The sequence below is a fragment of the Streptomyces tateyamensis genome (assembly GCF_003205575.1).
Lineage (GTDB): Bacteria > Actinomycetota > Actinomycetes > Streptomycetales > Streptomycetaceae > Kitasatospora > Kitasatospora tateyamensis.
Genome location: NZ_PYBW01000095.1, coordinates 88,390 through 113,119 on the forward strand (window position 1 = coordinate 88,390; position 24,730 = coordinate 113,119).

A 24,730-nucleotide genomic window follows, 5' to 3' on the forward strand; every position below is an offset into this window, starting at 1 on the left:
CTCACCGTTCGTCATCGTCGGGGCCGCCGTACACGGCGTCTTCGAGCTCGCTCAGCACCTGCTCCTCCACCAGCTCCGCCAGGGCGGCCACGGTGCGGGAGACCAGGACGTCGCGGGGGGTGAGCGTGACGCCGAAGGCGTCGTTGGCGCGGGAGGCGATCAGCAGCGCGCGCATCGAGTCGCCGCCCAGCAGGAAGTAGTCGTCCTCCACGCCCACGGCCGTCCGGAGGGTCTCCTCCCAGATGGCCGCCACCGCCTCCTCGGTCGGCGTGCGGGGCGCCACCTGGTCGGCCTGCTCCCGCTCGACGGGGGCGGGCACGGGCAGGGCCGCCCGGTCGGTCTTGCCGCTCTCGGTGAGCGGGAAGGCGTCCAGGACCGCGAACGCCGAGGGGACCATGTGGCCCGGCAGGGAGCGGGCAGCCAGCGCGCGCAGCTCCGCGCCGGACGGCGTCTCGCTGCCGGGGGCCGCGAGCAGGTGGGCGACCAGGCGCGGCTGCCCCGGCTCGTCCTCCCGCACGCTCACCACGGCGTCCAGTACGGATGGGTGGCGCACCAGGACCGCCTCGACCTCGCCCGCCTCGATCCGGTATCCGCGCAGCTTGAGCTGGTGGTCGGTACGGCCCAGGTAGTGCAGCTCGCCACGGCGGTCGCGGCGCACCCGGTCGCCGGTGCGGTACATCCGGGTGCCGGGCGGACCGAACGGGTCGGCGGTGAACCGCGCCGCGGTCAGCCCCGGCCGGCCCAGGTAGCCGCGGGCCAGGGCCGGTCCGCTCAGCCACAGTTCACCCGGTACGCCGTCGGCCACCGGCCGCAGCCGCGCGTCCAGGACGTAGGCCCCGGTGGCGGGCAGCGGGCGGCCGATCGGCGGCGCGGCGCCGTCCGGCTCCAGCGGCGCGGACCAGGTGGCGACGACGGTGGCCTCGGTGGGCCCGTAGGAGTTGACCATGCGGTGCTTCGGGGCCCACCGGGCCACCAGTTCGGCGCTGCACGCGTCGGCGCCGACCACCAGCGTCTTGAGGGCCGGCAGCGTGCCGGGGGTGCCGGCAGGCAGGGTGGCCAGGGCGGCCGGGGGCAGCAGGGTGTGGGTGATCCCCTCCTCCCGCAGCACCTGGGCCAGTGCGGCGCCGAGCAGCGGACCGGGAGCGGGGACCACCAGCCGGGCCCCGTGCGGAAGGGACATGCACAGTTCGAGCACGGAGGCGTCGAAGCTGGGGGTGGCGAAGGCCAGCACCCGGTCGCCGGGGGCCACCTGGTAGTGCTCGGCCTCGGCCGCGGCGAACGCCGCGAGCCCGCGGTGGGTGAGGACCACACCCTTGGGGGTGCCGGTGGAGCCGGAGGTGTAGATCACGTAGGCCGGGTCGTCCAGGTCCAGCGGTCGGCTGCGGTCGGAGTCGGTGGGCCGGCGGTCGGGGGTGCCGTCGGCCGGCGCGGCCAGCAGGCCGGCCACCTCCTTGGCGTCGAGGGTGAGCGCGGGAGCCGCGTCGCGCAGCATCAGCTCGACCCGTTCGTCCGGATAGCTGGGGTCGACCGGCAGGAACGCGGCGCCGGTCTTCGCCACCGCCAGCTGGGCCAGCACCATGTCCGCCGAGCGCGGCAGCAGCAGCGCCACCAGCTCGCCGGGACCGGCGCCGCGCGCGATGAGCCGGTGCGCCAGCCGGTTGGCGTGCGCCTCGACCTCGGCGAAGGACAGCTCCAGGCCGGGGGCGCCCAGCGCCGGTGCGTCCGGCCGGCGGTCCACGGCGGCCTCCACCAGGGCGGGCAGCGTGGCCCAGGGGGCCGGGTCGAGCGCCGGTCGCGCCGGCCCGTGCAGCAGCCGGGTCCGCTCCCCGGCCGGCAGCACGTCGATGTCGTCCAGTCGGCCGGTGCCGTCCGAGGCGGCCAGCGCGGACAGCGTGTGCAGCAGCTGGGCGGCCAGCGAGCCGGCCGTGGCGGGATCGAAGTACCGCGGGTCGTAGCCGAGTTCGACGCTGAGCCGGTCGCCGGGTGACACCACCACGGTGAGCGGGTAGTTGGTGGCCTCCCGGGCCTCCAGATCACGGATCAGCAGGCCGTGCGCGCCGGCCGTCGCATCGGCCACCGGGTAGTTCTCGAAGACGATCAGGCTGTCGAACATCGGTGTCCCGGGCGGCAGTGCGCTCAGGGCCTGGATCTCGGTCAGCGGCAGGTGGTCGAACCGGCGGTCCTCGGCGCGGGCCTCCTGCACCGCGCGCAGCCACCCGTCGCAGCTCGCGCCGCCGTCGACGGTGACGCAGGCGGGCAGCGTGGTGATGAAGAGGCCGATGACGGTGTCCGCGCCGACCAGGTCGGCCGGCCGCCCGGAGACGGTGGTGCCGAAGCACACCTGCGACTGGCCGCTCCAGCGCGAGAGCAGCAGCGCCCAGGCCCCCTGGACCAGGGTGTTCAGGGTGAGGCGGTGGCGACGGGCGAACTCCTGGAGCCGGTGGGTCTCGGCCTCGCCGAGAAGCTGCGAGAGCCAGGCCCCGGAGCAGGCCGTGGCGTCCTGGCCGGGCCTGCGGTCGTAGGGCAGCGCGGTGGGCGTGGCGAGGTCCGCCAGGGCGCCCCGCCAGTGGTCCGCCGCCCGGCTGGTGTCACGGCTGGCCAGCCAGGCCGCGTAGTCCGCGAAGGGTCGGCGCTCGGGCAGGCTCGGCTGCTCGCCGCGGGCCAGCGCCGCGTGGGCGGCCAGCACGTCCGACAGGACCTGGAAGACGCTCCACCCGTCCAGCAGGACGTGGTGGAAGGTCCACACCACGCGCACCGCGTCCGGGCCGAGCCGGACCAGGTCGAGCCGCAGCAGCGGGGCCCGGTCCAGGCCCAGCGGGCGGCTCCGCCGCTCGGTGAGGAACAGTTCCAGCTCCGCCTCGAGCCGCTCGGCCGGCAGGGCGCTCCAGTCGTGCTCGGCGACCGGCAGGGTCGCCTGCCGGTGCACCACCTGAAGAGGCACGGGCACGTCGTGCAGCACCACGGAGGAGCGCAGCACCGGTGTGCGGTCGACCACGTGCTGCCAGGCGGCGGCCAGCAGTCGCAGGTCGCGGGCGCCGTCCAGCACGAACGTCAACTGCTCGACATAGAGGCCGTTTCCGGCCTCGTCCAGGCCGTGCAGGACCATGCCGGTCTGGGTCGGCGTGAGCGGGTAGATGTCCACCACCTCCCGCCCGGTGCCCGCCAGCCGGTCGACGGTCGGCTGGTCCAGCGGCGCGAACGGGAAGTCGGACGGCGTGCGGCCCCCGGCCTCGGGCTCGGCGCAGTGGCGGATGATCGCCCGCAGTTCGTCGGTCAGTTCGCCCGCCAGCCGGGCGATGGTCTCCCGCCGGTGCACCTCACGGGAGTACGACCAGGTGAATCCCAACCGCCCCTCGCTCACCTGGCCGAGGACGTCGAGCAGGTGCGGCCGCTCGGCCGAGGGGTCCATGCCGCCGAGGAGCGGGCCGAACGGTGCGTGCAGCAGGCCGCCGGGTGTGTGGTTCCGGTCCTGGCGCCCCAGGTAGTTGAAGCCGATCTGCGGCAGCTCCGGCAGCGGCGAGGCGCCGGCGGGCCGCAGGTGGCGCAGCGCGCCGTAGCCGAGTCCGCCGCGCGGCACCGCGCGCAGGCTCTCCTTGACCGCCTTCAGCGCGCCGCCGGTGTCCGCGTCCCGGGGCACCTCCAGGGCGACGGGGTACATCGTGGTGAACCAGCCGACGGTCCGGGCGAGGTCGACGTCGTCGAACAGCTCCTCCCGGCCGTGGCCCTCCAGGGTGACCGCCACCCGGTCCCGCCCGGTCCAGCGGGACAGCACGCGGCCCAGGGCGCAGAGCAGGACGTCGTTGACCCGGGTCCGGTAGACCTCCGGCACGTCCTGGAGCAGCCGGCGGGTCTCCTCGGCGTCCAGGCCGACGGTCAGCGCCTCCTCGACCGCGGCCGTGTTGGCGCCGTCGAGGTCGGTCGGCAGCGCGATCGCGCTGTCCGCTTCGTCGAGGTCCTGCCAGTGGGCGAGTTCGTCGTCGAAGCCGCCGGCCGCGGTGTGCGCGGCGAGGCGGCGGGCCCAGGCCCGGAACGAGGTGCTCTTGGCCGCCAGTTCGGGCGCCCGGCCCGCGCCCAGGGCGCGATAGGCGCTCTCCAGGTCCTCCAGGATCAGCCGCCAGGAGACCGCGTCCACCACCAGGTGGTGCGCGACCAGCAGCAGGACCGGATGCGCCGCACCGTCGAAGCGGCACAGCGCCGCGCGCAGCAGCGGCCCGCTGCCCAGGTCGAAGCCGTCCGCCAGGTCGGCGGCGGCCTCGCGCAGCGCCGCCGCGAGCACCGCCGGCTCACCGCCGGGCAGGTGGTGCACGCGCAGGCCGACCGGCGCGCTCCCGGGGGCGGCGCCGTACTGGCGCCACCGGCCGGGGCCGGTCGGCTCGAACCGAAGGCTCAGCGCGTCGTGGTGGGCCACCACGGCGGTCAGGGCCGCGCGCAGCAGGGTCTCGTCGGCGTCCGCCACGAGCTGGTAGGAGACCCCCTGGGTGAAGCGGGCGTCACCGCCCAGAGTGTCGAACAGCCAGTGCTGGACGGGGGTGAGCGGAACCTCGCCCACCACCGCGCCCTGCTCGGCGACCACCGCGGCGACCGGCGCCTCCTCGGCGGCCAGGGCGAGTTCGGCCAGCGTCTGGTGGGAGAACAGGTGCCGGGGGGTCAGCGCGAGCCCGGCCCGGCGGGCGGCCGAGACGATCTGGATCCCCAGGATCGAGTCGCCGCCGAGCGCGAAGTAGTTGTCGTCCGGGCTCACTTCGGGCACGCCGAGGACCTCGGACCAGATCGCGGCGAGCAGCCGCTCGGTGTCGGTACGCGAGCACCGGTCGCCGACCGCGGCCGGGGTGGCCCGCAGCGGCTCAGCCACGGTGCCCTCCGGCGCCGGGGCCGGCGCCGCCGCGAGCCGTTCCAGGGCCGCACGTCCGCGCGGCGGTTCCGGCAACGGCACCTCGGCCAACGAGCGTTCGAGGTCGGCCGCGATCGCCGCCAGCAGCGTCGCCAGGCTCGCCCCGAGCGCCTCGACGGTCGGCGCGTCGAAGGCGGCCGGGTCGTAGTCGAGGCTGACCGACAGCGTCTCGCCGGGCACCACCACCACGCAGAGCGGGTAGTTGGTGGGCTCCACGTCGCGTTCGGCCTCGACGGCCAGGCCGTAGCGGCTCACCGCGTCCTCGTCGAACGGGTAGTTCTCGAAGACCACGATGCTGTCGAACAGGCTGGTGCCGCCGGGCACCTCGCTCCAGGTCTGCAACTGCGCCAGCGAGACGTACCCGTGGCGCCGGTCCTCCGACTGGGCGGCTTGCAGCGCACGCAGCCACTCCCGCAGCGGGCGCTGGCCCTCGATCCGCACCCGGGTGGGCAGCGTGTTGATGAACAGCCCCACCATCGAGGTCACGCCCGGGAGTTCGGCGGGCCGACCGGAGACGATGGTGCCGAACACCACGTCGTCGCCGCCACCGCAGCGCGAGAGCAGCAGCGCCCAGGCGCCCTGCAGCACGGTGTTGACGGTCAGCCCCGCCTGTTGCGCCGTCTCGCGCAGTCGCTGGGACAGGTCGCTGTCGAGCGCCACCCGCACCGAGGCGCTGGAGGAGGCGCGGTGGGCTTCGGCGGGCCGCCGGTCCTGGGGCAGCGAGGTGGCGGCCGGGAATCCGGCGAGGGCCTCGCGCCAGTGCCGCTCGGCCCGGGCCAGGTCCTGCCCGGCCAGCCAGCCCAGGTAGTCGCCGAAGGGAGCCCGCTCGGGGGGCACCGGCGGGCGCCCGGTGGTGAGGGCGGCGTACCGCTCACACACCTCGTCGAAGACCTGGGCCGCGCTCCACCCGTCCAGCAGGACGTGGTGGAAGGTCCACACCATCCGCACCCGGGTCGGTGACAGCCGGATCAGGGCGAGCCGCATCAGCGGCGCCGTGCGCAGGTCGAGGCCGGCCTGCCGGTCCTCGGCGAGCAGACGGGCCGTCTCGCGCTCGATCCGGTCAACCGGCCAGTGCGCCCAGTCGTGGTGGGCCACCGGCACCGCGGCCCGCTGCTGGACGACCTGGAGCGGCTCGGCGCTCTCCTCCCAGGTCAGCCGGGTGCGCAGGATCGGGTTGGCGTCCGCGGTCCGCTGCCATGCCTCGGCCAGGGCGTGCGGGTCGGTGACCCCGGACAGCACCAGCTGCACCTGGTTGAGGTAGGTGCGCCCGTCCGGTTCGAGCAGGCTGTGGAAGAGCATTCCCGCCTGCATCGGCGTCAGCGGGTAGACGTCCGCCACGGCGCGCCCGTCCCCGACGATCCGGTCGACGGCCGCCTGGTCCAGGCGGGCCAGCGGGAAGTCCGCAGGGGTGCGCCCGCCGGCATCCGGGGCGGCGCAGTGGGCGACGATGCCTTCCAGCGCGCCCAGCATGCCGTCCGCCAGCGCGGCAACGGTCTGCTCGTGGTGGCGGCCGGCGCTGTAGTACCAGCTGATCTCCAGCTGGTCGTCCTGGACGCGGGCCACCACGTCGATCAGGTGCGGGCGCGCCGCGCCGGGCGCCTGCGCGCCGTCGAGCCCGCCGGGGACCGCGCGGACCAGGGCGGCGCCCTCGTCCGACCAGTCGAACCGGCCCAGGTAGTTGAAACTGATGCCGGGAGCCGCCGCACCGACGAGCTGGGCGTCCTGGGCGAGGTAGCGCAGCGCGCCGTGGCCCAGACCCCGGTCGGGCACCGCGCGCAGCTGCTCCTTCACGGACTTGAGCGCGGTGCCCCAGTCCCCCTCCGGGATCCGGAGGGCGACGGGGAAGAGCGTGGTGAACCAGCCGACCGTGCGGGACAGGTCGATCTCCTCGAAGAACTGGTCCTCGCGGCCGTGTCCCTCCAGCCCGACGGCGACGGTGTCCCGCCCGGTCCACCGCGCGACGACCCGGCCGAGCGCGGTGAGCAGGACGTCGTCGATCCGGGTCCGGTACACCCCGGGGACCTTGCGCAGCAGCTCGTCGGTGCGCTCCCGGTCCAGCCGGACCGTCACCGCACGCACGTCGGCAGCGGTGTTGCCGCCCTCGCCGTCCACCGGCAGCGGCGCCGCGCTGTGCCGGGCGACCGCCGTCCAGTGAGCGCGCTGGCCGGCGAACCCGCCGCTCGCCGTGTGCTCGCGCAACCGGCGCGTCCACTCCTGGAACGAGGTGGTCCGGGCGGGCAGGCGCAGCGGCCGGCCGGCCGCGGCCTGACGGTAGGCGGTCTCCAGGTCCTCCAGCAGCACCCGCCAGGAGACGCCGTCGACCACCAGGTGGTGCACGGCCAGCAGCAGCCGGGCAGGCCCGGTGCCGCCGGTGGTGAACAGCCGGGCGGTCAGCAGCGGGCCGGTCTCCAGCCGGAACCCGGCGTGCGCCGCCGCGGTGGCCAGCGCCTCGGCCCGCTCGGCCGCGCCCGGGTCCAGGCCGGCCAGGTCGCAGACTTCGAGCAGTCCGGGCGCGGGGGCGTCCGCCGGGGCGCAAAGCTGGCGGACACCGCCGTCCGGCTCGGCGGTGAACCGCGACCGCAGCGCGTCGTGGTGTGCCCACAGGGCCGTCAGCGCGCGGCGCAGCACGTCCGGATCGACCTCGCCGGGGGTCTCCACCACCACGCACTGGTTGAAGAAGCCGGCCTGCGGCGGGCGGGGGTCGAGGAACCAGTGCTGGATCGGCGCGAGGGCGACCTCGCCGCTCACCGGCTCGGTGCCGGTGACGGACCCTGCCGTGCCGGTGATGACGGCCAGTGCGGCGATGGTGGGACGCCGGAACAGGTCGCGCGGGGTGAGCGCGAGCCCTGCGGCCCGGGCCCGCGAGACGACCTGGATGCTCAGGATCGAGTCGCCGCCCAGCATGAAGAAGTTGTCGTCGACGCCGACCCGGTCCACCCCGAGCAGCTCCGCCCAGATCGCGGCGAGCACCTGCTCGGTCGCGGTGACCGGAGCCCGGTAGGCGCTGTCGCCGGACGCCGCCCAGTCGGGGGCGGGCAGCCGGCGCCGGTCGACCTTGCCGTTGGCCGTCAGGGGCAGCTCGGGCACCGTGACGAACGCGGCGGGCAGCATGTAGTCGGGCAGGTCGGCTGCCAGGTGGCTGCGCAGGGCGGTGGCGGACGGCGCGACGGCGCCCTCGGCCGGCACCAGGTGGGCAGCCAACCGCCTGCGGCCGCCGTCCTGGTAGAGCGAGACGACCGCCTCGGCGACGTCCGGGTGGGCGGTCAGCCGGGCCTCGATCTCGGCGGGTTCGACGCGGAACCCGCGGATCTTGATCTGGTCGTCCGCCCGGCCCACGAAGTGCAGTTCGCCGTCGTCGCTCCAGCGCGCGGTGTCGCCGGTGCGGTACATCCGCTCCCCGGGCGGCCCGAACGGGTCGGCCAGGTAGCGGGCGGCGGTCTCACCGGGCCGGCCGGCGTAGCCCCGGGCGACTCCGGCGCCGGCGATGTACAACTCCCCTGTTACGCCTGGCGGTTGCAGCTGGAGCGCGTCGTCGAGCAGGTAGACGCGGGTGTTGTCCAGCGGGCGTCCGATGGGCAGTACGGCGGGCAGCGGGTCGCCGGTGCGGAAGACCCGGCGGGTGGCGAAGGTGGTCGTCTCGGTCGGACCGTAGCCGTCGACCACGGTGAGGTCGGGGCACGCCTGCAGGACCCGGCGGACCACCGCGCCCGGCACGGCCTCGCCGCCGGTCCACACCTCCCGGGCGCCGCGCAGACAGCCCGGGTCCTCCTGGGCGAGGAGGCGGAAGAGGCCGGCGGTCAGCCAGAGGTGGCGCACGCCCTGCTCGGTGACGGCGCGCCGGACCACGGCCGCGTCCAGACCCGTCGGCGGGGCCAGCACGGCCGTGCCGCCGCGCAGCAACGGCACCCACACCTCGTAGGTGGAGGCGTCGAACGCGTGCGGGGAGTGCACGAGCACCCGGTCGTGGCCGGTGAAGGCACGGTCCAGCGCGAGCGCGGCTACGTCGCGCTGGCGCACGGCGACGCCCTTGGGCGTGCCCGTCGAGCCGGAGGTGAACATCAGGTACTGGATGTTGTCGGGGTGGACCGCCGGGCCCTCCTGCTCGGGCCGGCCCTCGGCGGCCGCGTCGTGCGCCGGCTCGTCCAGGCGCAGGACGCCGTCGCCGGGGCACAGGTCACGGGCCGTCGGCTCCCAGTCGGAGTCTGTGAGCACCAGCTCGGCGCCGGCCTCCTCCAGCATCCGGCGCAGCCGCTCGCGCGGCGCCCGCCCGTCCAGCGGCACGTACACCCCGCCGGTGCGGACCAGGGCCAGTTGGGCGACGATCAGCCCCGCCGAACGGTTCATCAGCACGGCGACCGGGCGTTCGGCCCGGACGCCGAGCGCGGCCAGCCGGCCCGCCAGGGCGGCGGCGCGGGCGTCGAGCTCCCGGTAGCTGAGGCGCTCCTCGCCGGCCTCCAGCGCGACGGCGTCGGGCGTGCGGCGCACCTGCTCGGCGAACAGCTCGGCGACGCTGCGCCCGGGCAGGTCGGTGGCGGTGTCGTTCCAGGCCTGGAGCACCTGGGCGCGGCGCTCCGCGCTCAGCAGCGGCAGCCGGGCCGGCGGGCGCTGGGCGCCCTCGGGCATGCCCGCCAGCAGGACGGTGAGGTACTCGGCCGTCCGCCGAGCCGTGGCGGCGTCGAACAGCTCCGGGTCGTAACAGAGCCGCAGCGCCAGCTCGGGGCCCGGGTAGGCCACCAGGCTCAAGGGGTAGTTGGTGGTCTCGACACCCTCCAGGCCGCTCAGGCGCAGGCCGTGGGCGGCGGCGAGTTCGTCGTCCACCGGGTAGTTCTCGAAGACGACGATGCTGTCGAACAGGGCGGTCCGCTCGGGAAGGCCGGTGAACGTCCGCATCCGGGTCAGCGGAACGTAGTCGAAGCGCCGGTCCTCGTTCTGCTCCCACTGGAGCCGGCGCAGCCAGTCGACGAGGGTGCCGTCGGCCGGCACCGCGGCGCGGGTGGGCAGGGTCGCGATGAAGAGACCGGTCATCGCCTCGGCGCCGGGCAGTTCGGCCGGCCGGCCGGACACGGTGGTGCCGAACACCACCTCGCCACGGCCCGCCTGACGGCCCAGCAGCAGCGCCCAGGCGCCCTGGACCAGGGTGTTCAGGGTGAGGCCGGCGGCCTTCGCGAAGTCCTCCAGGGCCCGGGTGGCGGACGCGGGCAGGCTCACCCGCACGGCCTGGCTGGACTCCGCGTGGTGGCTCTCGTGCGGCTCGCGGTCCCAGGGCAGCGGCGTTGCCTCGGTCAGGCCGCTGAGGCGCGCCCGCCAGTGCTGCTCGGCCTGGTGCCAGTCGCGCTCGCTCAGCCAGGCCAGGTAGTCGCGGTAGGGAGGGCGCTGCGCCGTCCCGTCCGGGACGTCCAGGACATCCCGAACCTCCGGGCCGTTCGGGACCTCCGGCCCGGACGCGCAGAGCGCCGCGTGGCAGGCGAAGACGTCCGACAGCACCTGGAACAGGCTCCAGCCGTCCAGGATCAGGTGGTGGAAGGACCAGACAACGCGCACACCGGTCTCGGACACCCTGGCGAGCACCAGGCGTTGGAGCGGTGCCTCGGCAAGGTCGATGCCGGTCGCGCGGTCACGGTCCAGCAGGTCGGCCAGCCCCTCGCGGCGATCGTCCTCGGTCAGTCCGCGCCAGTCCAGCTCGGTGACCGGTACGGGGGCGTGGCGTTCGACCACCAGCAGCGGCTCGGGCACGTCGTGCCACCGGACACGGCCGCGCAGCACCGCGTGCTGCCCGGTCACCCGCTGCCAGGCCGCGGCCAGCCGGTCCGGGTCGGGTACGCCCTCCAGGACGAAGGTCAGCTGCTGGAAGTAGGCGGCGCTGCCGTCCTGGGAGAGGGCGTGGAAGAGCATGCCGGTCTGGGTCGGCGTCAGCGGCAGGACGTCCTCCACGGCGCCCGGCTCGGCTCCCACGACGCGGTCCACGGCGGCCTGGTCGAGCCGGGCGAGCGGGAAGTCGGACGGCGTGCGCCCGCCCGCGCCCGGCCGGGCCGCGTGCCGGGCGAGGTCGGCCAGCGTGTCGGCGAACCGTCCGGCCAGCGCCTCGACGGTGGCGGGCAGGTACCGCTGGTCGGAGTAGGACCAGCTGAACTCCAGCGCGTCACCGTCGAGATGTCCGACGACCTCCAGCGCGTGCGGGCGCTCGACCAGGGGGTCGGCGTCCAGCTCCAGCGGGCGGAAGGTGCCCCGGTACAGGCCGTCCGGGGCGTCCGGGAACGCGATCCGCCCCAGGTAGTTGAAGCTGACCTGCGCCACCGGGCCCTGTGCCGCCGTCCCGATCCGGCCCAGCCGGCGCAGCACGTCGTGGCCCAGGCCGTGCCGGGGAACGGCCCGCAGCTGCTCCTTGACCTGCTTGAGGACCGCGTCCCACTCCGCCTGCGCCGGCACGGCGAGGGCGACGGGGTGCCGGGTGGTGAACCAGCCGACGGTCCGGCTGATGTCGAGGTCGGTGAAGAGTTCCTCGCGCCCGTGCCCCTCGACGTCCACCACCACCCGGTCCTGCCCGGTCCACCCGCACAGCGCCCGGCCGAGCGCGCTCAGCAGCACGTCGTTGACCTGGGTGCGGTAGGTCTCGGGCAGGGTGCGCAGCAGGACGGCGGTGTCGGCGGCGCTCAGGCGCACGGTCACCGAGCGGGCCGAGGCGTAGGTGTCGGCGCCCGCCAGGTCGGCCGGGAGCGGGTCCGCGCGGTCGGGGACGGCCTGCGTCCAGTAGCCCCGCTCGTCGTCGAAGCCGCCGTCGGCGGCGTGCGCGTGCAGCCGCTGGGCCCACTGCCGCAGCGGCGAGGACTTGGCGGGCAGCGCCTGCGCTCCGTCGCCGCCGTCGCGGCGGGCGCGGTAGGCCCGGTCGAGGTCCTCCAGCAGCACCCGCCAGGAGACGCCGTCCACCACCAGGTGGTGCACGGCCAGGTGCAGGACGGGCGGGCGTCCCGCCCCGCGCTCGTGCAGCACGGCGCGCAGTTGCGGCCCGTGGCGCAGGTCGAAGGGGCCGAAGTGCGGGGTGTCGGTGTCCGGGCCGCTGTGGCGGCCCAGCGCGACCCGGCGGGTGTGCTCGTCGATCTGCCAGCGCACGTCCGCGCCGTCGGCGGCCCGGAAGGACGAGCGCAGGGCGTCGTGGTGGGCGACCAGGTCGTTCAGCGCGTCCTCCAGCGCCGCCGGGTCCAGGTCCTCGGGCAGCCGGACGGAGAGCGCCTGGGCGAAGTGGCCGACGCGTTCGGCGCCCGCGTCGAACCACCAGTGCTGGATGGGCGTCAGGGGGCTCTCGCCGGTGGCGGCGACCACGGCGGGGGCGGTCGGTTGCGACCGGCGGGCGGCGTCCGCGCAGCGGGCGAGGGCGGCGACCGTCTGGTACCGGTAGATGTCCCGGGAGGTCACCGGCAGACCCGCCTGCCGGGCGCGGGCGACCACCTGGATGCTGAGGATGGAGTCGCCGCCGAGCTGGAAGAAGTTGTCGTCCGCGCCGACCCGCTCCACCCGCAGGATGTTCGCCCAGATGTCGGCGAAGGCCCGCTCGGTGGGGGTGCGGGGCTCGACGTGGCGTACCGCGGGCAGGGCCGGTCCCGGAGCGGGCAGCCGGCTGCGGTCGAGCTTGCCGTTGGGGTTGAGCGGGAGGGCCGGCAGCACCAGGACGGCCGAGGGGACCAGGTAGTCGGGCAGGGTGAGAGCGAGTTCCCGGCGTACGGCTTCGGGCTCCGCCCGGCCTCCCGGGACGGGGACGACGTAGCCGACCAGGCGCCGGTTGCCGTCGCTGTCGTGGACGGTGGCGGCTGCCTGCGCCACGCCCGCGCAGCTGCGCAACACCTCCTCCACCTCGCCCAGTTCGATCCGGAAGCCGCGGACCTTGACCTGTTGGTCGATCCGGCCGACGTACTCCAGCTCGCCCTCGGGACTCCAGCGGACCAGGTCCCCGGTGCGGTACATCCGCTCCCCCGGCGCACCGTACGGGTCGGCCACGAACCGGGCGGCGGTCAGGCCCGGGCGACCGAGGTAGCCGCGCGCCAGGCCACCGCCACCGAGGTACAACTCGCCTACCACGCCCGGTGGTTGCGGGCGCAACGCGTAGTCGAGGACATAGCCGCGGGTCAGCGCCAGCGGCCTGCCGATCGGCGGCGCCTGCTCCGGCAGCCCGTCGCCCGCGAACCAGGCGGCGGCGTACACGGTGGCCTCGGTGGGGCCGTAGACGTTGGCGATCTCGCAGCCGGGCATGGCGTCCCGCAGGTCGCGCACCACCTGGGCCGGGAGGGCCTCACCGGCCAGCACGACGGTCCGCGCGTCCACCGGGGCTGCGCCGTCGGCGAAGAGCCGGGAGATCACCGAGGGCACGCCGCTGACCAGCCCGACCTGCCGCCGGCCGGGCGCGTCGGCGAGGGCGGGCAGGTCGGCGACCACCTCGACGCTCCCGCCCGCCAGCAGGGGGCAGAGCAGTTCGAAGACCGACACGTCGAAGTTGAGCGAGGTGGCGGCGATCACGTGGTCCAGGCGGCCCGCACCGAACTGCTCCCCCGCCCAGCCGGCGAGGGCGGCGACCGTGCGGTGGGTGACCACCACACCCTTGGGGCGGCCGGTGGACCCCGAGGTGTAGATGACGTAGGCCGGGTGGTCCGGCGCCAGCGGCCCGAGCCGGTCGGCATCGGTCGGATCGGCTTCGTCCCCGCCCGGGAGGTCGGCGAGGTCGTCGAGGATCAGCGGCACGCACCCGTCCGGCAGCGCGGCGGCCGTCTGCCGGGTGGCGACGACGAGCACCGGCTCGGCGTCGTCCAGCATCAGCCGGATGCGCTCGGCCGGATAGCCCGGGTCCAGCGGGAGGTACCCAGCGCCCGACTTCAGCACCGCCCAGAGCGCCGAGGGCAGCTCGGCGGAGCGGGGCAGGCAGAGTCCGACCAGCTTCTCCGGTCCCGCGCCCCGGGAGACCAGCAGCCGGGCGAGGCGGTTGGCGCGCCGGTTCACCTGCGCGTAGTCCAGTCGCTCCGCGCCGCAGACCACGGCGGTCCGGTCGGGGGTGCGGGCCACCTGCGCCTGGAACAGCTCGGGCAGGGCGACCGCCGGGACAGCCTGCCCGCGGCGCGCGGGCGGGTTCCAGGAGTCGGTCAGGGTGCGCTGCTCCTGCTCCGAGAGCATCGGCAGTTCGGCCAGCCGGTGCTGCGGGCCGTCCGCCATTCCCTCCAGCAGTCGGTGCAGGTGACGGGAGATCCGGGCCACGGTCGGGGGGTCGAACAGGTCGGTGTTGTACTCGACGGTCAGGACGCAGCCGCCCTCGGCGTCCGGGGAGAACTCCAGGACCAGGTCGAAGCGCGCGGCGGGCCGCGGCAGCGGGTGTTCTTCGAAGCGCAGGCCGCCGGCGCTCGGCGGCACGACGGCGGTCTGCTGGACGACGAGCACCTGCACCAGCGGGGTGCGGCTGGGGTCCCGGGGCGGGGCCAGCTCCTCGACCACCCGGTCGAAGGGCACCCCGGCGTGGACGAAGGCGTCCAGCACGGTCGTGCGCATGTTCTCGACGAACCGGTCGACGGTGAGCGTCTCGTCCACGTCACCGCGCAGCACGACCGTGTTCGCGAAGAAGCCCGTCACCTCTTCCAGCTCGCGGCGCTCACGCCCGTTGGTGACGGTGCCGAAGGCCACGTCCCGCTGGCCGGAGTAGCGGCTGAACAGCAGCGCGGAGGCCCCGGCGAACAGGGTGAACAGCGTCGTTCCGCGTCCGGTGGCGAGCTGCCGCAGCCGGGCCACCAGTTCCGCCGGCAGGTGGTGGCGGTGTGCGGCGCCGGAGGTGGTGCGCAGCGCGGGCCGCGGCCGGTCCGTGGGCAGTTGCAGGTGCTGCAGCCCGGACAGGCGGCGCTTCCAGTACGCGAGGTCCCCGGCATCCGCCGGGGCCTGCGCGTTCGAGGCCTGTCGCCGCTGCTCCCAGACGGCGAAGTCGGGGTACTGGAGAGCCGGCACGGGCAGCGCGTCCGGTTCGCCGGACACCTCCGCGTGGTAGAGCGCGGCCAGCTCGCGGACCAGGACGCCCACCGACCACCCGTCGGTGATGATGTGGTGCTGCCCCAGCAGCAGCAGGTGCTCGTCGGTGGCCAGGCGCACCAGCAACGCCCGGGCCAGCGGGCCGCCCGTCAGGTCGTAGGGGCGGCTCAGCTCCTCGGTGAGCAACTGCTCGGCGGCCTCGGCGCGCCGCACCGCGGGCAGCTCGCCGAGGTCGGCCGTGCGCAGCGGCAGAGCGGCCTGCTCCGCGATCCGCTGCACGCCCTGCCCGTCGACCGTGCCGAACGTGGTGCGCAGCGAGGCGTGCCGGGCGACCAGGCGACGCAGGGCCCGGCTCAGCGCCTCGGGGTCCGCCGCGCCGTGCAGCCGCAGGGCCACGCCGGTGTTGTACTCCGTCCCGCCGGCTGTCAGGTCGTCGAGGAACCAGAGCCGTCGCTGGGCGTTGGACAGCGGCAGCGGCACCCCGCGCGGGGCGGGCGGGATCGGCTCGGGCGGCGCCGCGTCGCGGCGCCCGTCCAGCAGCGGGGCCAGGGCCGCGACGGAGCGTGCGGTGAAGACGTCCCGCAGGGTGAGCCGGGCGCCCAGCTCGTCCCGGACCCGGGCCAGGGTCCGGGCGGCGAGGATCGAGTCGCCGCCCAGCTCGAAGAAGTCGTCCGTCGCTCCGACCGTGTCGACACCCAGCACCTCCGCCCAGATGGCGGCCAGGGTGCGCTCCGGCGCGGTGAGAGGTGCCGTCCGCCCGGCGGCCGCCGGGCGGACGGGCGCGGGCAGCGCTCGCCGGTCGATCTTGTTCTGCGGCGTGAGCGGCATCGCCGCCAGCACGACGACAACGGCCGGCACCAGTTGGGCCGGCAGCGCGGCGGCCAGGTTCGCGCGCAGCTCCGCCGGGTCGGGGGCCCGCTCCGGGTCGGCGGGGGTGACGTAGCCGACCAGGCGTTCCCGGCCCGGCTCGTCCTCGCGGACCATGACGACGGCCTCGCCGACGGCGGTGTCCCGCCGCAGGGCCGCCTCGATCTCGCCCGGTTCGATCCGGAAGCCGCGGAGCTTGACCTGCCGGTCGAGCCGACCGAGGAACTCCAGTTCTCCCTCGGCGTTCCAGCGCACGCGGTCGCCGGTGCGGTAGAGCCGGGCGCCCGGCTCTCCGAACGGGTCGGCCACGAAGCGGGCGGCGGTCAGCCCGGCACGGTTCAGGTAGCCGCGCGCCACCGATTCCCCACCGATGTACAACTCGCCTTCCCCGGACGCCGGTTGCGGACGCATCGCCGCGTCCAGGACGTACACCCGGGTGTGCGGCAGGGCCCCGCCGATCGTCGGCGTACCGGCACCGGCCGACAGCGGCCCGGTCCAGGTGGCGACGATGGTGGTCTCGGTCGGACCATAGGAGTTGATCATGCGTCGGCCGGGTGCCCAGCGGTCGACGAGCGCGGGCGGACAGGCCTCGGCCCCGACGATCAGGGTGCGCAGCCCGTGGGCGGCGCCCGCCGCCGGGGCGGGCAGGGTCGCCAGCGCGGCCGGCGGGATCAGGGCGTGCGTGATGCCGTGCTCGTCCAGGACGGCGGCGAGTTCGTCGCCCAGCCAGGGGCCGCCCGGGGGCACCACGAGGGTGGCCCCGGACAGCACCGAGATGAAGAGCTCCAGGACGGAGGCGTCGAAGCTCGGCGAGGAGAACTGCAGCACCCGGTCACCGGGCCGCACCGCGTACCGCTCGATGGCGGCCGCGGTGAACCCGGCGATGCCGCGATGGGTGACCGCCACGCCCTTCGGCGTCCCGGTGGAGCCCGACGTGTAGATCACGTACGCGAGGTGGTCGGCGCCGACCACCGGACTTGGCAGGCCGCTGCCTGCCCCGTCCGCCGCGTCCAGCACCGCGCTCACGAAGCCCGGATCGTCCAGGGTCACCGCGGGCGCCGCGTCGGCAAGCATCAGGGCCCGCCGCTCGGCGGGATAGCCGGGATCCACCGGCAGGAAGGCGGCGCCCGCTCTCGCGGCGGCCAACTCCGCCGCGATCAGCTCCATGGAGCGCGGCAGGACCAGTGCCACCGTCCGCTCCGGTCCGGCCCCGCGCCGGACCAGGTGCCCGGCCAGCAGGTCGACCCGTGCCGCCAACTCCCGGTAGCTCCAGGTGCGCCGGCCGTCGGTCAGCGCAGGCGCGTCGGGCGTGCGGGCCACCCAGGCGGCGAACAGCCCACCGAGCGTCGCACAGCCGTCCACCGGGGGCTCCTCGCACTCGGGCACCCCGACGGCTTCACCGGCCTGCGGCGGGGTGGGCGCGGGGACGAGACGGTCGGGCTGGTCGGCCATGGAGATGAGGTCCTTCCGGGTGGGGAGGGAGGCGGCGCGAGCGGTTGTGGGCAGCGGAGTGCGGCCGGGTACGCCCGACGCGCACTCCGGCACCAAGGACTGACAGGGTGACGAGCTGACGAGCTACCGGCTCAGGCGTGGCCGGTGCGGCGGGCGGTCCGCCCCGATATCTGCACGCGGTCGATCACGCCGGTGCGCGAGTCGCGGTGGAACCGCCCCCCGGACTCCCGACGGCCGGTCCCCGGGTCGACCAGGTCGAACGACAGGTCGGGGTAGCAGCGCAGGGGTATCGGCACGTCGCCGTCCACGGACAGCGTCGGCGGGCCACCGGGCCCGGACGCGACGCGGTACCGGGTGCCGCCGTTGGCGTAGCTGCCCGCGCAATCGGGCAGCGCCACCGGCTCGCCCGCGTCGGCGGGCTCGACCACGGTGGGCACCCGCACGCCCGCGATCCGCTCCAGGTCGTCGGCCAGCTCCCGCCAGAGCGCCGTCGCCGCACCGGCGTTGCCCGTGAAGGCGACCACCGTGCCGGTGTCCGGTTCGACCCGCAGGTGACAGGAGGTGCCCTGGGCGTTGCCGTCGTGGCCGCACCACAGCTTCTCGTCCTGCCGGAACAGGGCCAGCCCCAGCCCCCAGCCGTCGGCGAGCGCCCCCGGGTCGGCGGCGAGTTCCGCGTGGCGCAACTCCTTGGCGACCACGGGTGGCAGGGCCGCGGTCCGGCCGACCAGGGCGCCGCCGAACGCGGCGAGGTCCTCGGCACTCGCCAGCAGGGCGCCGGCCGGCGCCTCCAGCGGAGCGAGGTTCTGCCGGACCGGGCGGACCTGGCCCGTCGCGGTGTTGAGGGCGTGACCGGCCGCGACGGGGCGGACGGTGGCCGATCCCAGGAACGCGGGCACGGTGCCCAGGGGTTCGAGGAGCAGGGCCTCCATGGCCTCGCACCACGGCATGCCGGTCACCGACTCCACCAGCCGCCCGGCGGCGACATAACCGGCGTTGGAGTAGGAGAAGTCGGTCCCGGGCGCGAAGAGCGCGTCCTGAGCCGTGCACACCGACGACAGGTAGTGCGCCGCGGTGGTCCGCGCGGCCGCGTCGGAGTCGGGCCCGGTAGGCAGACCGCCGGTGTGGCTCAGGAGTTGACGGATCGTCAGCTGCGGGAGGTCGCGGAGTTCGGGGACGTACTCGGCGACCGGGTCGTCCGGGTCGAGGTCGCCGTCCTCGGCGAGCAGCAGCACCAGCGCGGCCGTGTAGGGCTTGGTGAGAGAGCCCAGCGGGACGGCGGTCTCCTCGGTGAAGGGGGCACCGGTGCCGGCGTCGGCCGTACCGGTGTGCAAGGAGACGACCTCCGAGCCGGTGTCCAGAACGAGTTGGGCACCGGGCACCCGGTGCAGGCGGGCGAGGGTCTCGAGGCGGTGCCGCAGCTCCTGGCGCGCCGGGGACGGCACGCGTCCGCGGGCCGCGGCGGTGTTGTACAGCATGAGAAGGGACTCCCGTGGGGTGGCTCTCGCGTGCAGGTCCGAACAGCCGGCCGCGGGTGAGCGCGGGCCGACAGGGGAGCGGGCGACGGTGCGAGCGGGTCCGACCTACGGCCTGGCGACCTCGACCGGCAGCTGCCGTACGCCGAGGATCACGGCCGGGTTCTGGTACACCACGTCTTCGTAGGAGGGGACCACCAGCGAGCGGAATCGTTCTTGCAACAGACGCAGAGCGATCATCGCCTCCAACCGGGCCAGCGGCGCACCGAAACAGAAGTGGATGCCGTGACCGAAGGTCAGGTGAGGGTTGGGGTGGCGGGTCACATCGAAGACCTCGGGCGCGTGGAAGCGGGCCGGGTCGCGGTTGGCGGCACCGAGATGGGCGATCAGCATGGAGTCGGCCGGAAGTTCGTGACCGCCGAGTACCACGGGCCGGGCGACGCGGCGTCCCAGCTCGGCGAACGGGGGCAGCCAGCGCAGCACTTCCTCGATTGCCGACGGGAGCAGTCCGGGGTCGGCGCGTAGCGCGGCGTTCGTGCCGGGGTACCGGTCGAAGGTCAGCACGGCATTGCCCAGCAGCGCGGTCGTGGTGACGTGCCCGGCGACCAGCAGCAGGGCGACGAACCCGACCATCTGCTGGTCCTCCAGGCGGACCCCGTCCACCTCGGCGGCGATCAGCCTGCTGGTGAGGTCGTCCCCCGGATGCGCTCGGCGGGCACGGATGTGCTCCAGCATGTACCCGTTCATCTCGCGGACAGTGGGGGCGATGGCCTCCAACGCCCGTGACAGGTCCGCCATGTCGGGTGCTTCGCCGAGCTGGTCTCCGCTGAACAGGATGCTCGCCCAGTCCTGGAAGAGCCGGTGCTCGTCGGCCGGTACGCCGAGCAGTTCAGCGATGACGATGATGGGCAGCGGATACGCCAACGCGTCGACCAGGTCGAACCGGTCCTGGTCCGCGACGGCGTCCAGCAGTCGCGCGCACAGGGCCTCGATCCGGGGCGCCAGCCCCTGCACGACCCGCGGGGTGAACGCCTGGCTCACCAGCGCGCGCAGTCTTCGGTGGTCCGGCGGATCCATGCCGACGAAGTTGCCCTGCCGGAAGGTCTCGAAGTCCTCCTGAGTGGGGGCGAGGGAGGAGAGATCCGAGGAGTAGGTCAACGGATCGGCGAGCACAGCGGCCACCGTCCCGTAGTCCAGAACCTGCCACAGGCCCTGACTCTCCTCGTACCGAACCGCACCGGCCTCGCGATCAGCCGACCAGCGGTTGGATATCTCCTCCAACAGTAATGCCGGGCTGCCTAACTGACGACTAGTCACCTTTTCTCCTTGAGTCAGGACTCACGAGCATGGCGGGGTCTGGACAGGATGCGCCGGGTCGCGCGCAGCAGACATGCGTCATCGGGCCGCACCGCGACTCCCGGTGGGGCACGGCTCTCGCCGGGCATGCCGCTGGTAACGTCCCGGACGGGCGAAGCTTGGGGTGGCCCCCTACCGGGGTTCTGGCTACCGGGGTTCTGGCGTCGAGCCGAGGCGAGGCGACCGAGATACCCGTCGCAGCCCGGCGGCCCTCAGCAGCCGGCCGCCTTCGTGCGTCCCGACTCGCACGGTGGAGCAGCTTGGCATCGCATTCCCCTCCCGGCTCTCTTCATGCAACGGCTGCACAGGACAGCACAGCGAGCTGATTCGCTCCCCCGCGAACTCGCCATAGTCTTCACGGTGTGTCACTCCACCGCAACCCCCCGAGGTTGAACGGGAAGGAACCCTGCGTCGTCACCGCCCGCGCTGGGCGGCGTGCTCTTTCGCCGTTGGGGAGGAAGCCCAGCCGGTGAAGGTTTCAGGCGGCAACCGCGCGGAGGCACGCCGAACCGACCACGGAGGCAAGGCCGTTGTGGCGGCCGTCGGCTCCGCGGCCGGTCAGCGACTGAACGGCGTCGAGGCGGCCGTGCCGGGGGAGGCCGCCCGCCTCTCCGCACTGCGCCCCGGCGCAGGCGCCGGGGCGGTGACAACTTCCTCGATCTGTTCGTCCTGCTTCACTTCGGCGCACGTGCGGTGGGACAGGGCACCGGATCGGGCGCCTGCTGCACGCCGGTCTCCTACCTCACCACCGGTACCAGCGTCCGCGTGAGCCGCCCGCTCCGGCGCCGCGGAACACGAAGCCCAGCAGCCAGAGTACGAACACCACGACCGCCACCCACCACAGCAGGTGGATCGCGAACCCGACGCCGGCCAGGATCACGGCCAGCAGAAGAACCAACAGCAGTGCACCCATGGTCATCAACCTCCTGACCCCCGTATGCCCGCTTCGGTCGATCCCATGTCTGCAAGGGTTGAACGCACCGCGAAGGCCACTGCCCCGGCGTCTTCGGCTCGCGGTGGCGATCGGTCGGCATGACAGGATGGCTGACATGGACATTCGTCGCAGGAACAACGTGAACCTCACCGGCCCCATCGGCGGCCCGGTGGTGGTCCTCGCGCACGGGTTCGGCTGCGACCAGAACATGTGGCGGCTGATCGTTCCGGCGCTGGCGGCCCGGCACCGGGTGGTGCTGTTCGACTTCGTCGGCTCCGGCGGCTCCGACCTGTCAGCCTTCAGTGAGGAGCGCTACTCCTCCCTGGACGGCTACGCCCAGGACGTGGTGGAGGTCTGCGAGGAGCTCGGCCTGGAGCAAGTGGTGTTCGTAGGCCACTCGGTCAGTGCGATGGTGGGCGTGCTGGCCGCGCAGGCGGCGCCGGAGCGGATCGGGGCGTTGGTGATGGTGGCGCCCTCGCCGCGCTACATCGATGACGAGGGCTACCGCGGCGGGTTCAGCGAGGAGGACATCGAAGAGCTGCTGGGCTCGCTGGAGTTGAACTACCTGGGCTGGTCCGCCGCGATGGCGCCGGTGATCATGGGCAATCCGGAGCGCCCGGAGCTCGGCCAGGAGCTGACGAACAGCTTCTGCGCGACCGACCCGGACATCGCCCGAGTGTTCGCCCGCACCACCTTCCTGTCGGACAGCCGCGAGGACCTGAAGGCAGTGACGGTGCCCACGCTGGTGCTGGAGTGTGCCCAGGACGTGATCGCGCCCCGCGAGGTCGGCGCCTACGTGCACGCCGCGATCGCCACCTCCCGCCTGGTCACCCTGGACGCCACCGGGCACTGCCCGCAACTCAGCGCGCCCGAGGCCACCGGCGAGGCAATTCTCGCCTTCCTCCAGGAGCGACAGTGATGTGCCGCCGCACCGACGAGGAACCCGACCCCGGCACCGACCGCGCCACGGACGCCGCGTTCAGTGCCCTGCTGGAGGACAGCCCCGAGGAGCTCTACGAGCAGGCGCCGTGCGGCTACCTGTCGACGCTGATGGACGGCACGGTAGCCAAGATCAACGCCACGCTGCTGAACTGGCTCGGCCTCGACCGCGAGACCGTGATCGGCCGCACCCGCTTCGCCGATCTGCTGACCGTCGGCGGCAAGCTGTACCACGAAACGCACTTCGCGCCCCTGCTGCGGATGCAGGGCCAACTGCGCGGCATCGCCCTGGAGATGAGAGCCGCGTCCGGCGACCGGCTCCCGGTACTGGTCTCCTCGACCGTCAAGCACGGCAGCGGCGGCGAGCCGCTGTTGATCCGCACCACCGTCTTCGACGCCTCCGACCGGCGCGCCTACGAGAGTGAACTCCTGCGCCGGCGCAAGGAAGCCGAGCGCGCACGCGCCGAGGCCGAGCAGGCACGCGCCGAGGCCGAGCGGGAGCGTGAGCGGGCCGAGCAGGCGCTGCGGCAGGCCGAGGCCGACCGGGCCCGCCTCACCGACGCCATCGCCGCCCTCCAACGGTCCCTCGTACCGTCCGCACTGCCGGCCGCCCCCGGGCTGGAGTCCGCGGTGTACTACCACACCGCCTCCCCCGACCGGCTTGGCGGCGACTTCTACGACTTCTTCCCCATCGACGAGGACAGGTGGGCATTCTTCCTGGGCGACGTGTGCGGCAAAGGCCCCGCGGCCGCCGCCCTCACCTCGCTGACCCGCTACACGCTGCGGGCCGCGGCGCTGCACGACCCGGAGCCCGCCCACGCCCTGGCCACGCTGAACACCGTTCTGCACGAGCAGTACACAGCTGCCGGGGACCCCCGGTACTGCACCGCCGTGTTCGGCATCATCGAAGCCCGGGCCGACGCCGCCCCCGACCACCGCCGGATCCGGATCGCCTCCGGCGGCCATCCCCCGGCGCTGCTCATACGCGCCGGCGGAAAAGCCGACTTCGTCCCTACCCCGGGCGGCCTGCTGGTCGGTATCCTGCCCGACGCCCCGTTCACCACCGCCCACACCACCCTCGCTCCCGGCGACACCCTGCTGCTCTACACCGACGGCCTCACCGAGGCCCGCACCGGCCCCACCCGCACCAGCCTGTTCGGCGACGACGCCCTGCACGCCTTCATCACCGACCGCAGACCCGCCGGCCCCCAAGAACTGGTCACTGCCCTGACCGGCCTCCTGCAGAGCTTCGGCGACGGCCTGGACGACGACACCGCGCTGCTCGCCATCGGCGTACCCGAGACCCAACCGACCACCACGACGGCGACGAACACACCACGATGAGCCCACTGACTACCACTCACCACGCCACTGCCACCGGCCCCGTCCTGCGGGTGGGCGGCGACCTCGACTACGAGCACGCCCCCGCCCTGCGCGAGCACGTCGAACGGGTCGTCCTCACTCCTGGCCAGTGCCTGACCGTCGACCTGTCCGACCTCCAGTTCTGCGACTCCAGCGGCATCACCGCCCTCCTCGCCGCCCGCCGCCACACCCAGGCCGCAGGCGCCGCCCTCGTCCTCGCCCACGTCCCCGCCAACACCCTGCGCATCCTGGCAATCGTCGGGCTGGACCAGGTCTTCACCATCCACCCCGGCAGCGGCACCGTCTGAGCAGGCGCTCGGTACGGGCGCCTGCTCAGACGGGAACTGACGCGGCATGTCGGGGTGCGCCACGATGCGCGGGTCCTGGACACAGAAGAGCGGTGCGGCGGTCCCGCACCGCGCTGCTCAGCGGCGGGGTGGGGCGCTCAGGAACCGGTGGAGGGAGGCCGTCATGCTGGTGACGAATGTGTCCCGGGTCGGGTCGTCGAGGTGGTCCAGGGACAGGTAGGGGTTCAGGTCTTCCAGCTCGACCAGCAGCAGGTCACCCTCCGGGGTGCGGCAGGCGTCCACGCGCTGGATGCCGTGATCGAGGGTGTTCCAGTCGATGAAGCGGCGGGCGAAGTCAAGGTCGGCCTCGGTGGGCTGGTAGGGCGCAAGGACCCAGCGCCGTTCGGGGTCAGGGGCGTGAAGGGCGTACTGGAAGGCATCGTCCACGTAGTAGAAGGACACCTCGTAGCGGAAATCGATGCGGGGCTGAACCAGGATGTCGCCGTAGGCGAGGCCGGCCAGTTGCTCCTGAGGCACGAAGCTGAGGCCGATGGAGTCCGCCCCTGCCTTCGGCTTGACCACGTACTGGTCGGCCTCGGGCAGGCGGCCGAGATCCCGGGGCCGGTCGATGGTGGGGATGACCGGGTATCCGGCTGCGGTCAGGTCCAGCAGGTACTGCTTGCCGGCCATGTCGGCCCGGCCGGACAGCGGGTTGTAGACCCGGGTGCCGCGCGCTGCGGCCTGGTCCCGGAAGGCGTCGTACTCCTTCTGGTAGTGCAGCACGGGGCCGCTGTTACGGACCACGACCGCGTCGAAGGCGTCCATCAGAGCGGCGGCATCCAGCGGATGACACAAGGCTAGGTCGAAGTCGTTCCGTAGCCGCGACGACAGGAAGATGTCCTCGTCGCAGTAGCGCCGCCCCCGGGCCTCGTAGGCGAGATCGGTCACGAACAAGACGCGGGGGCGGCCGGGCACGGAGCATCTCCTAGTACTACAGGGCTAGATCTGCATCATCTGGCGGCGCATGCGCCTGCGGAAGTGGTGCCTTCTGGCCTCAACTTGGTGACGGCGGCGGAATGTCGACCAGCGCAAGGCGTTCTGGATCTCGCGGATGGGGCGGCCGATGAGGTTGAACAGGCGGCGGGCCTCCGCGAGGGAGACCCGTATGCCCGGGCGGAGT

8 protein-coding genes and 1 pseudogene are annotated in these 24,730 nt (G+C 74.1%); 3 read left to right on the top strand and 6 right to left on the bottom strand.

Going from position 1 to position 24,730, the window contains the following annotated elements; translation table 11 throughout:
• Position 1: 1 nt before the first annotated feature.
• From C7C46_RS24265 to C7C46_RS24280, 4 genes are all read right to left on the bottom strand, one after another.
• A complete protein-coding gene (locus C7C46_RS24265) occupies positions 2–17,200 on the bottom strand; it encodes a non-ribosomal peptide synthetase (RefSeq protein WP_110672028.1) in 17,199 nt (5,732 codons plus the stop codon).
• Positions 17,201–17,331: 131 nt separating this feature from the next.
• The gene (locus C7C46_RS24270; RefSeq protein ID WP_110672029.1) at positions 17,332–18,675 is read right to left on the bottom strand and encodes a serine hydrolase domain-containing protein; all 1,344 of its coding nucleotides are present in this window, start codon (positions 18,673–18,675) and stop codon (positions 17,332–17,334) included.
• Between the two features lie 105 nt (positions 18,676–18,780).
• Positions 18,781–19,989 carry a cytochrome P450 gene (locus tag C7C46_RS24275; protein ID WP_110672030.1) on the bottom strand — a complete coding sequence of 403 codons (1,209 nt, stop codon included), beginning with the start codon at positions 19,987–19,989 and terminating at the stop codon, positions 18,781–18,783.
• A gap of 781 nt (positions 19,990–20,770) precedes the next feature.
• On the bottom strand, positions 20,771–20,941 hold the full coding sequence (locus C7C46_RS24280; RefSeq protein WP_110672044.1) for a hydrophobic protein: 171 nt from the start codon (positions 20,939–20,941) through the stop codon (positions 20,771–20,773).
• 136 nt (positions 20,942–21,077) lie between these two features.
• Between C7C46_RS24280 and C7C46_RS24285 the strand changes: the two genes are divergently transcribed.
• The 3 genes from C7C46_RS24285 to C7C46_RS24295 are packed head-to-tail and all read left to right on the top strand — an operon-like array spanning position 21,078 to position 23,571.
• Complete coding sequence (locus C7C46_RS24285; RefSeq protein WP_110672031.1) at positions 21,078–21,881, top strand: alpha/beta fold hydrolase; 804 nt, start codon at positions 21,078–21,080, stop codon at positions 21,879–21,881.
• Positions 21,881–23,245: a PP2C family protein-serine/threonine phosphatase gene (locus C7C46_RS24290; RefSeq protein WP_110672032.1), complete on the top strand. Its 1,365-nt coding sequence runs from the start codon at positions 21,881–21,883 to the stop codon at positions 23,243–23,245. The genes C7C46_RS24285 and C7C46_RS24290 overlap by 1 nt, the downstream gene beginning before the upstream one ends.
• Positions 23,242–23,571 carry an STAS domain-containing protein gene (locus C7C46_RS24295; protein ID WP_110672033.1) on the top strand — a complete coding sequence of 110 codons (330 nt, stop codon included), beginning with the start codon at positions 23,242–23,244 and terminating at the stop codon, positions 23,569–23,571. The genes C7C46_RS24290 and C7C46_RS24295 overlap by 4 nt, the downstream gene beginning before the upstream one ends.
• A gap of 117 nt (positions 23,572–23,688) precedes the next feature.
• Here C7C46_RS24295 and C7C46_RS24300 read toward each other — a convergent pair whose 3' ends face one another.
• Positions 23,689–24,525, bottom strand: coding sequence for an ATP-grasp domain-containing protein (locus C7C46_RS24300; protein ID WP_110672034.1), 837 nt, complete (start codon positions 24,523–24,525; stop codon positions 23,689–23,691).
• Between the two features lie 24 nt (positions 24,526–24,549).
• A pseudogene (locus tag C7C46_RS35985) lies at positions 24,550–24,730 on the bottom strand (hypothetical protein); the annotation flags it as partial.

Excerpts from the sequence above, each read along its gene's own strand:
- C7C46_RS24265 (WP_110672028.1), bottom strand. The coding sequence starts at position 17,200 with ATGGCCGACCAGCCCGACCGTCTCGTCCCCGCGCCCACCCCGCCGCAG.
- C7C46_RS24270 (WP_110672029.1), bottom strand. The coding sequence starts at position 18,675 with ATGCTGTACAACACCGCCGCGGCCCGCGGACGCGTGCCGTCCCCGGCG.
- C7C46_RS24280 (WP_110672044.1), bottom strand. The coding sequence starts at position 20,941 with ATGGGTGCACTGCTGTTGGTTCTTCTGCTGGCCGTGATCCTGGCCGGC.
- C7C46_RS24285 (WP_110672031.1), top strand. The coding sequence starts at position 21,078 with ATGGACATTCGTCGCAGGAACAACGTGAACCTCACCGGCCCCATCGGC.
- C7C46_RS24290 (WP_110672032.1), top strand. The coding sequence starts at position 21,881 with ATGTGCCGCCGCACCGACGAGGAACCCGACCCCGGCACCGACCGCGCC.
- C7C46_RS24295 (WP_110672033.1), top strand. The coding sequence starts at position 23,242 with ATGAGCCCACTGACTACCACTCACCACGCCACTGCCACCGGCCCCGTC.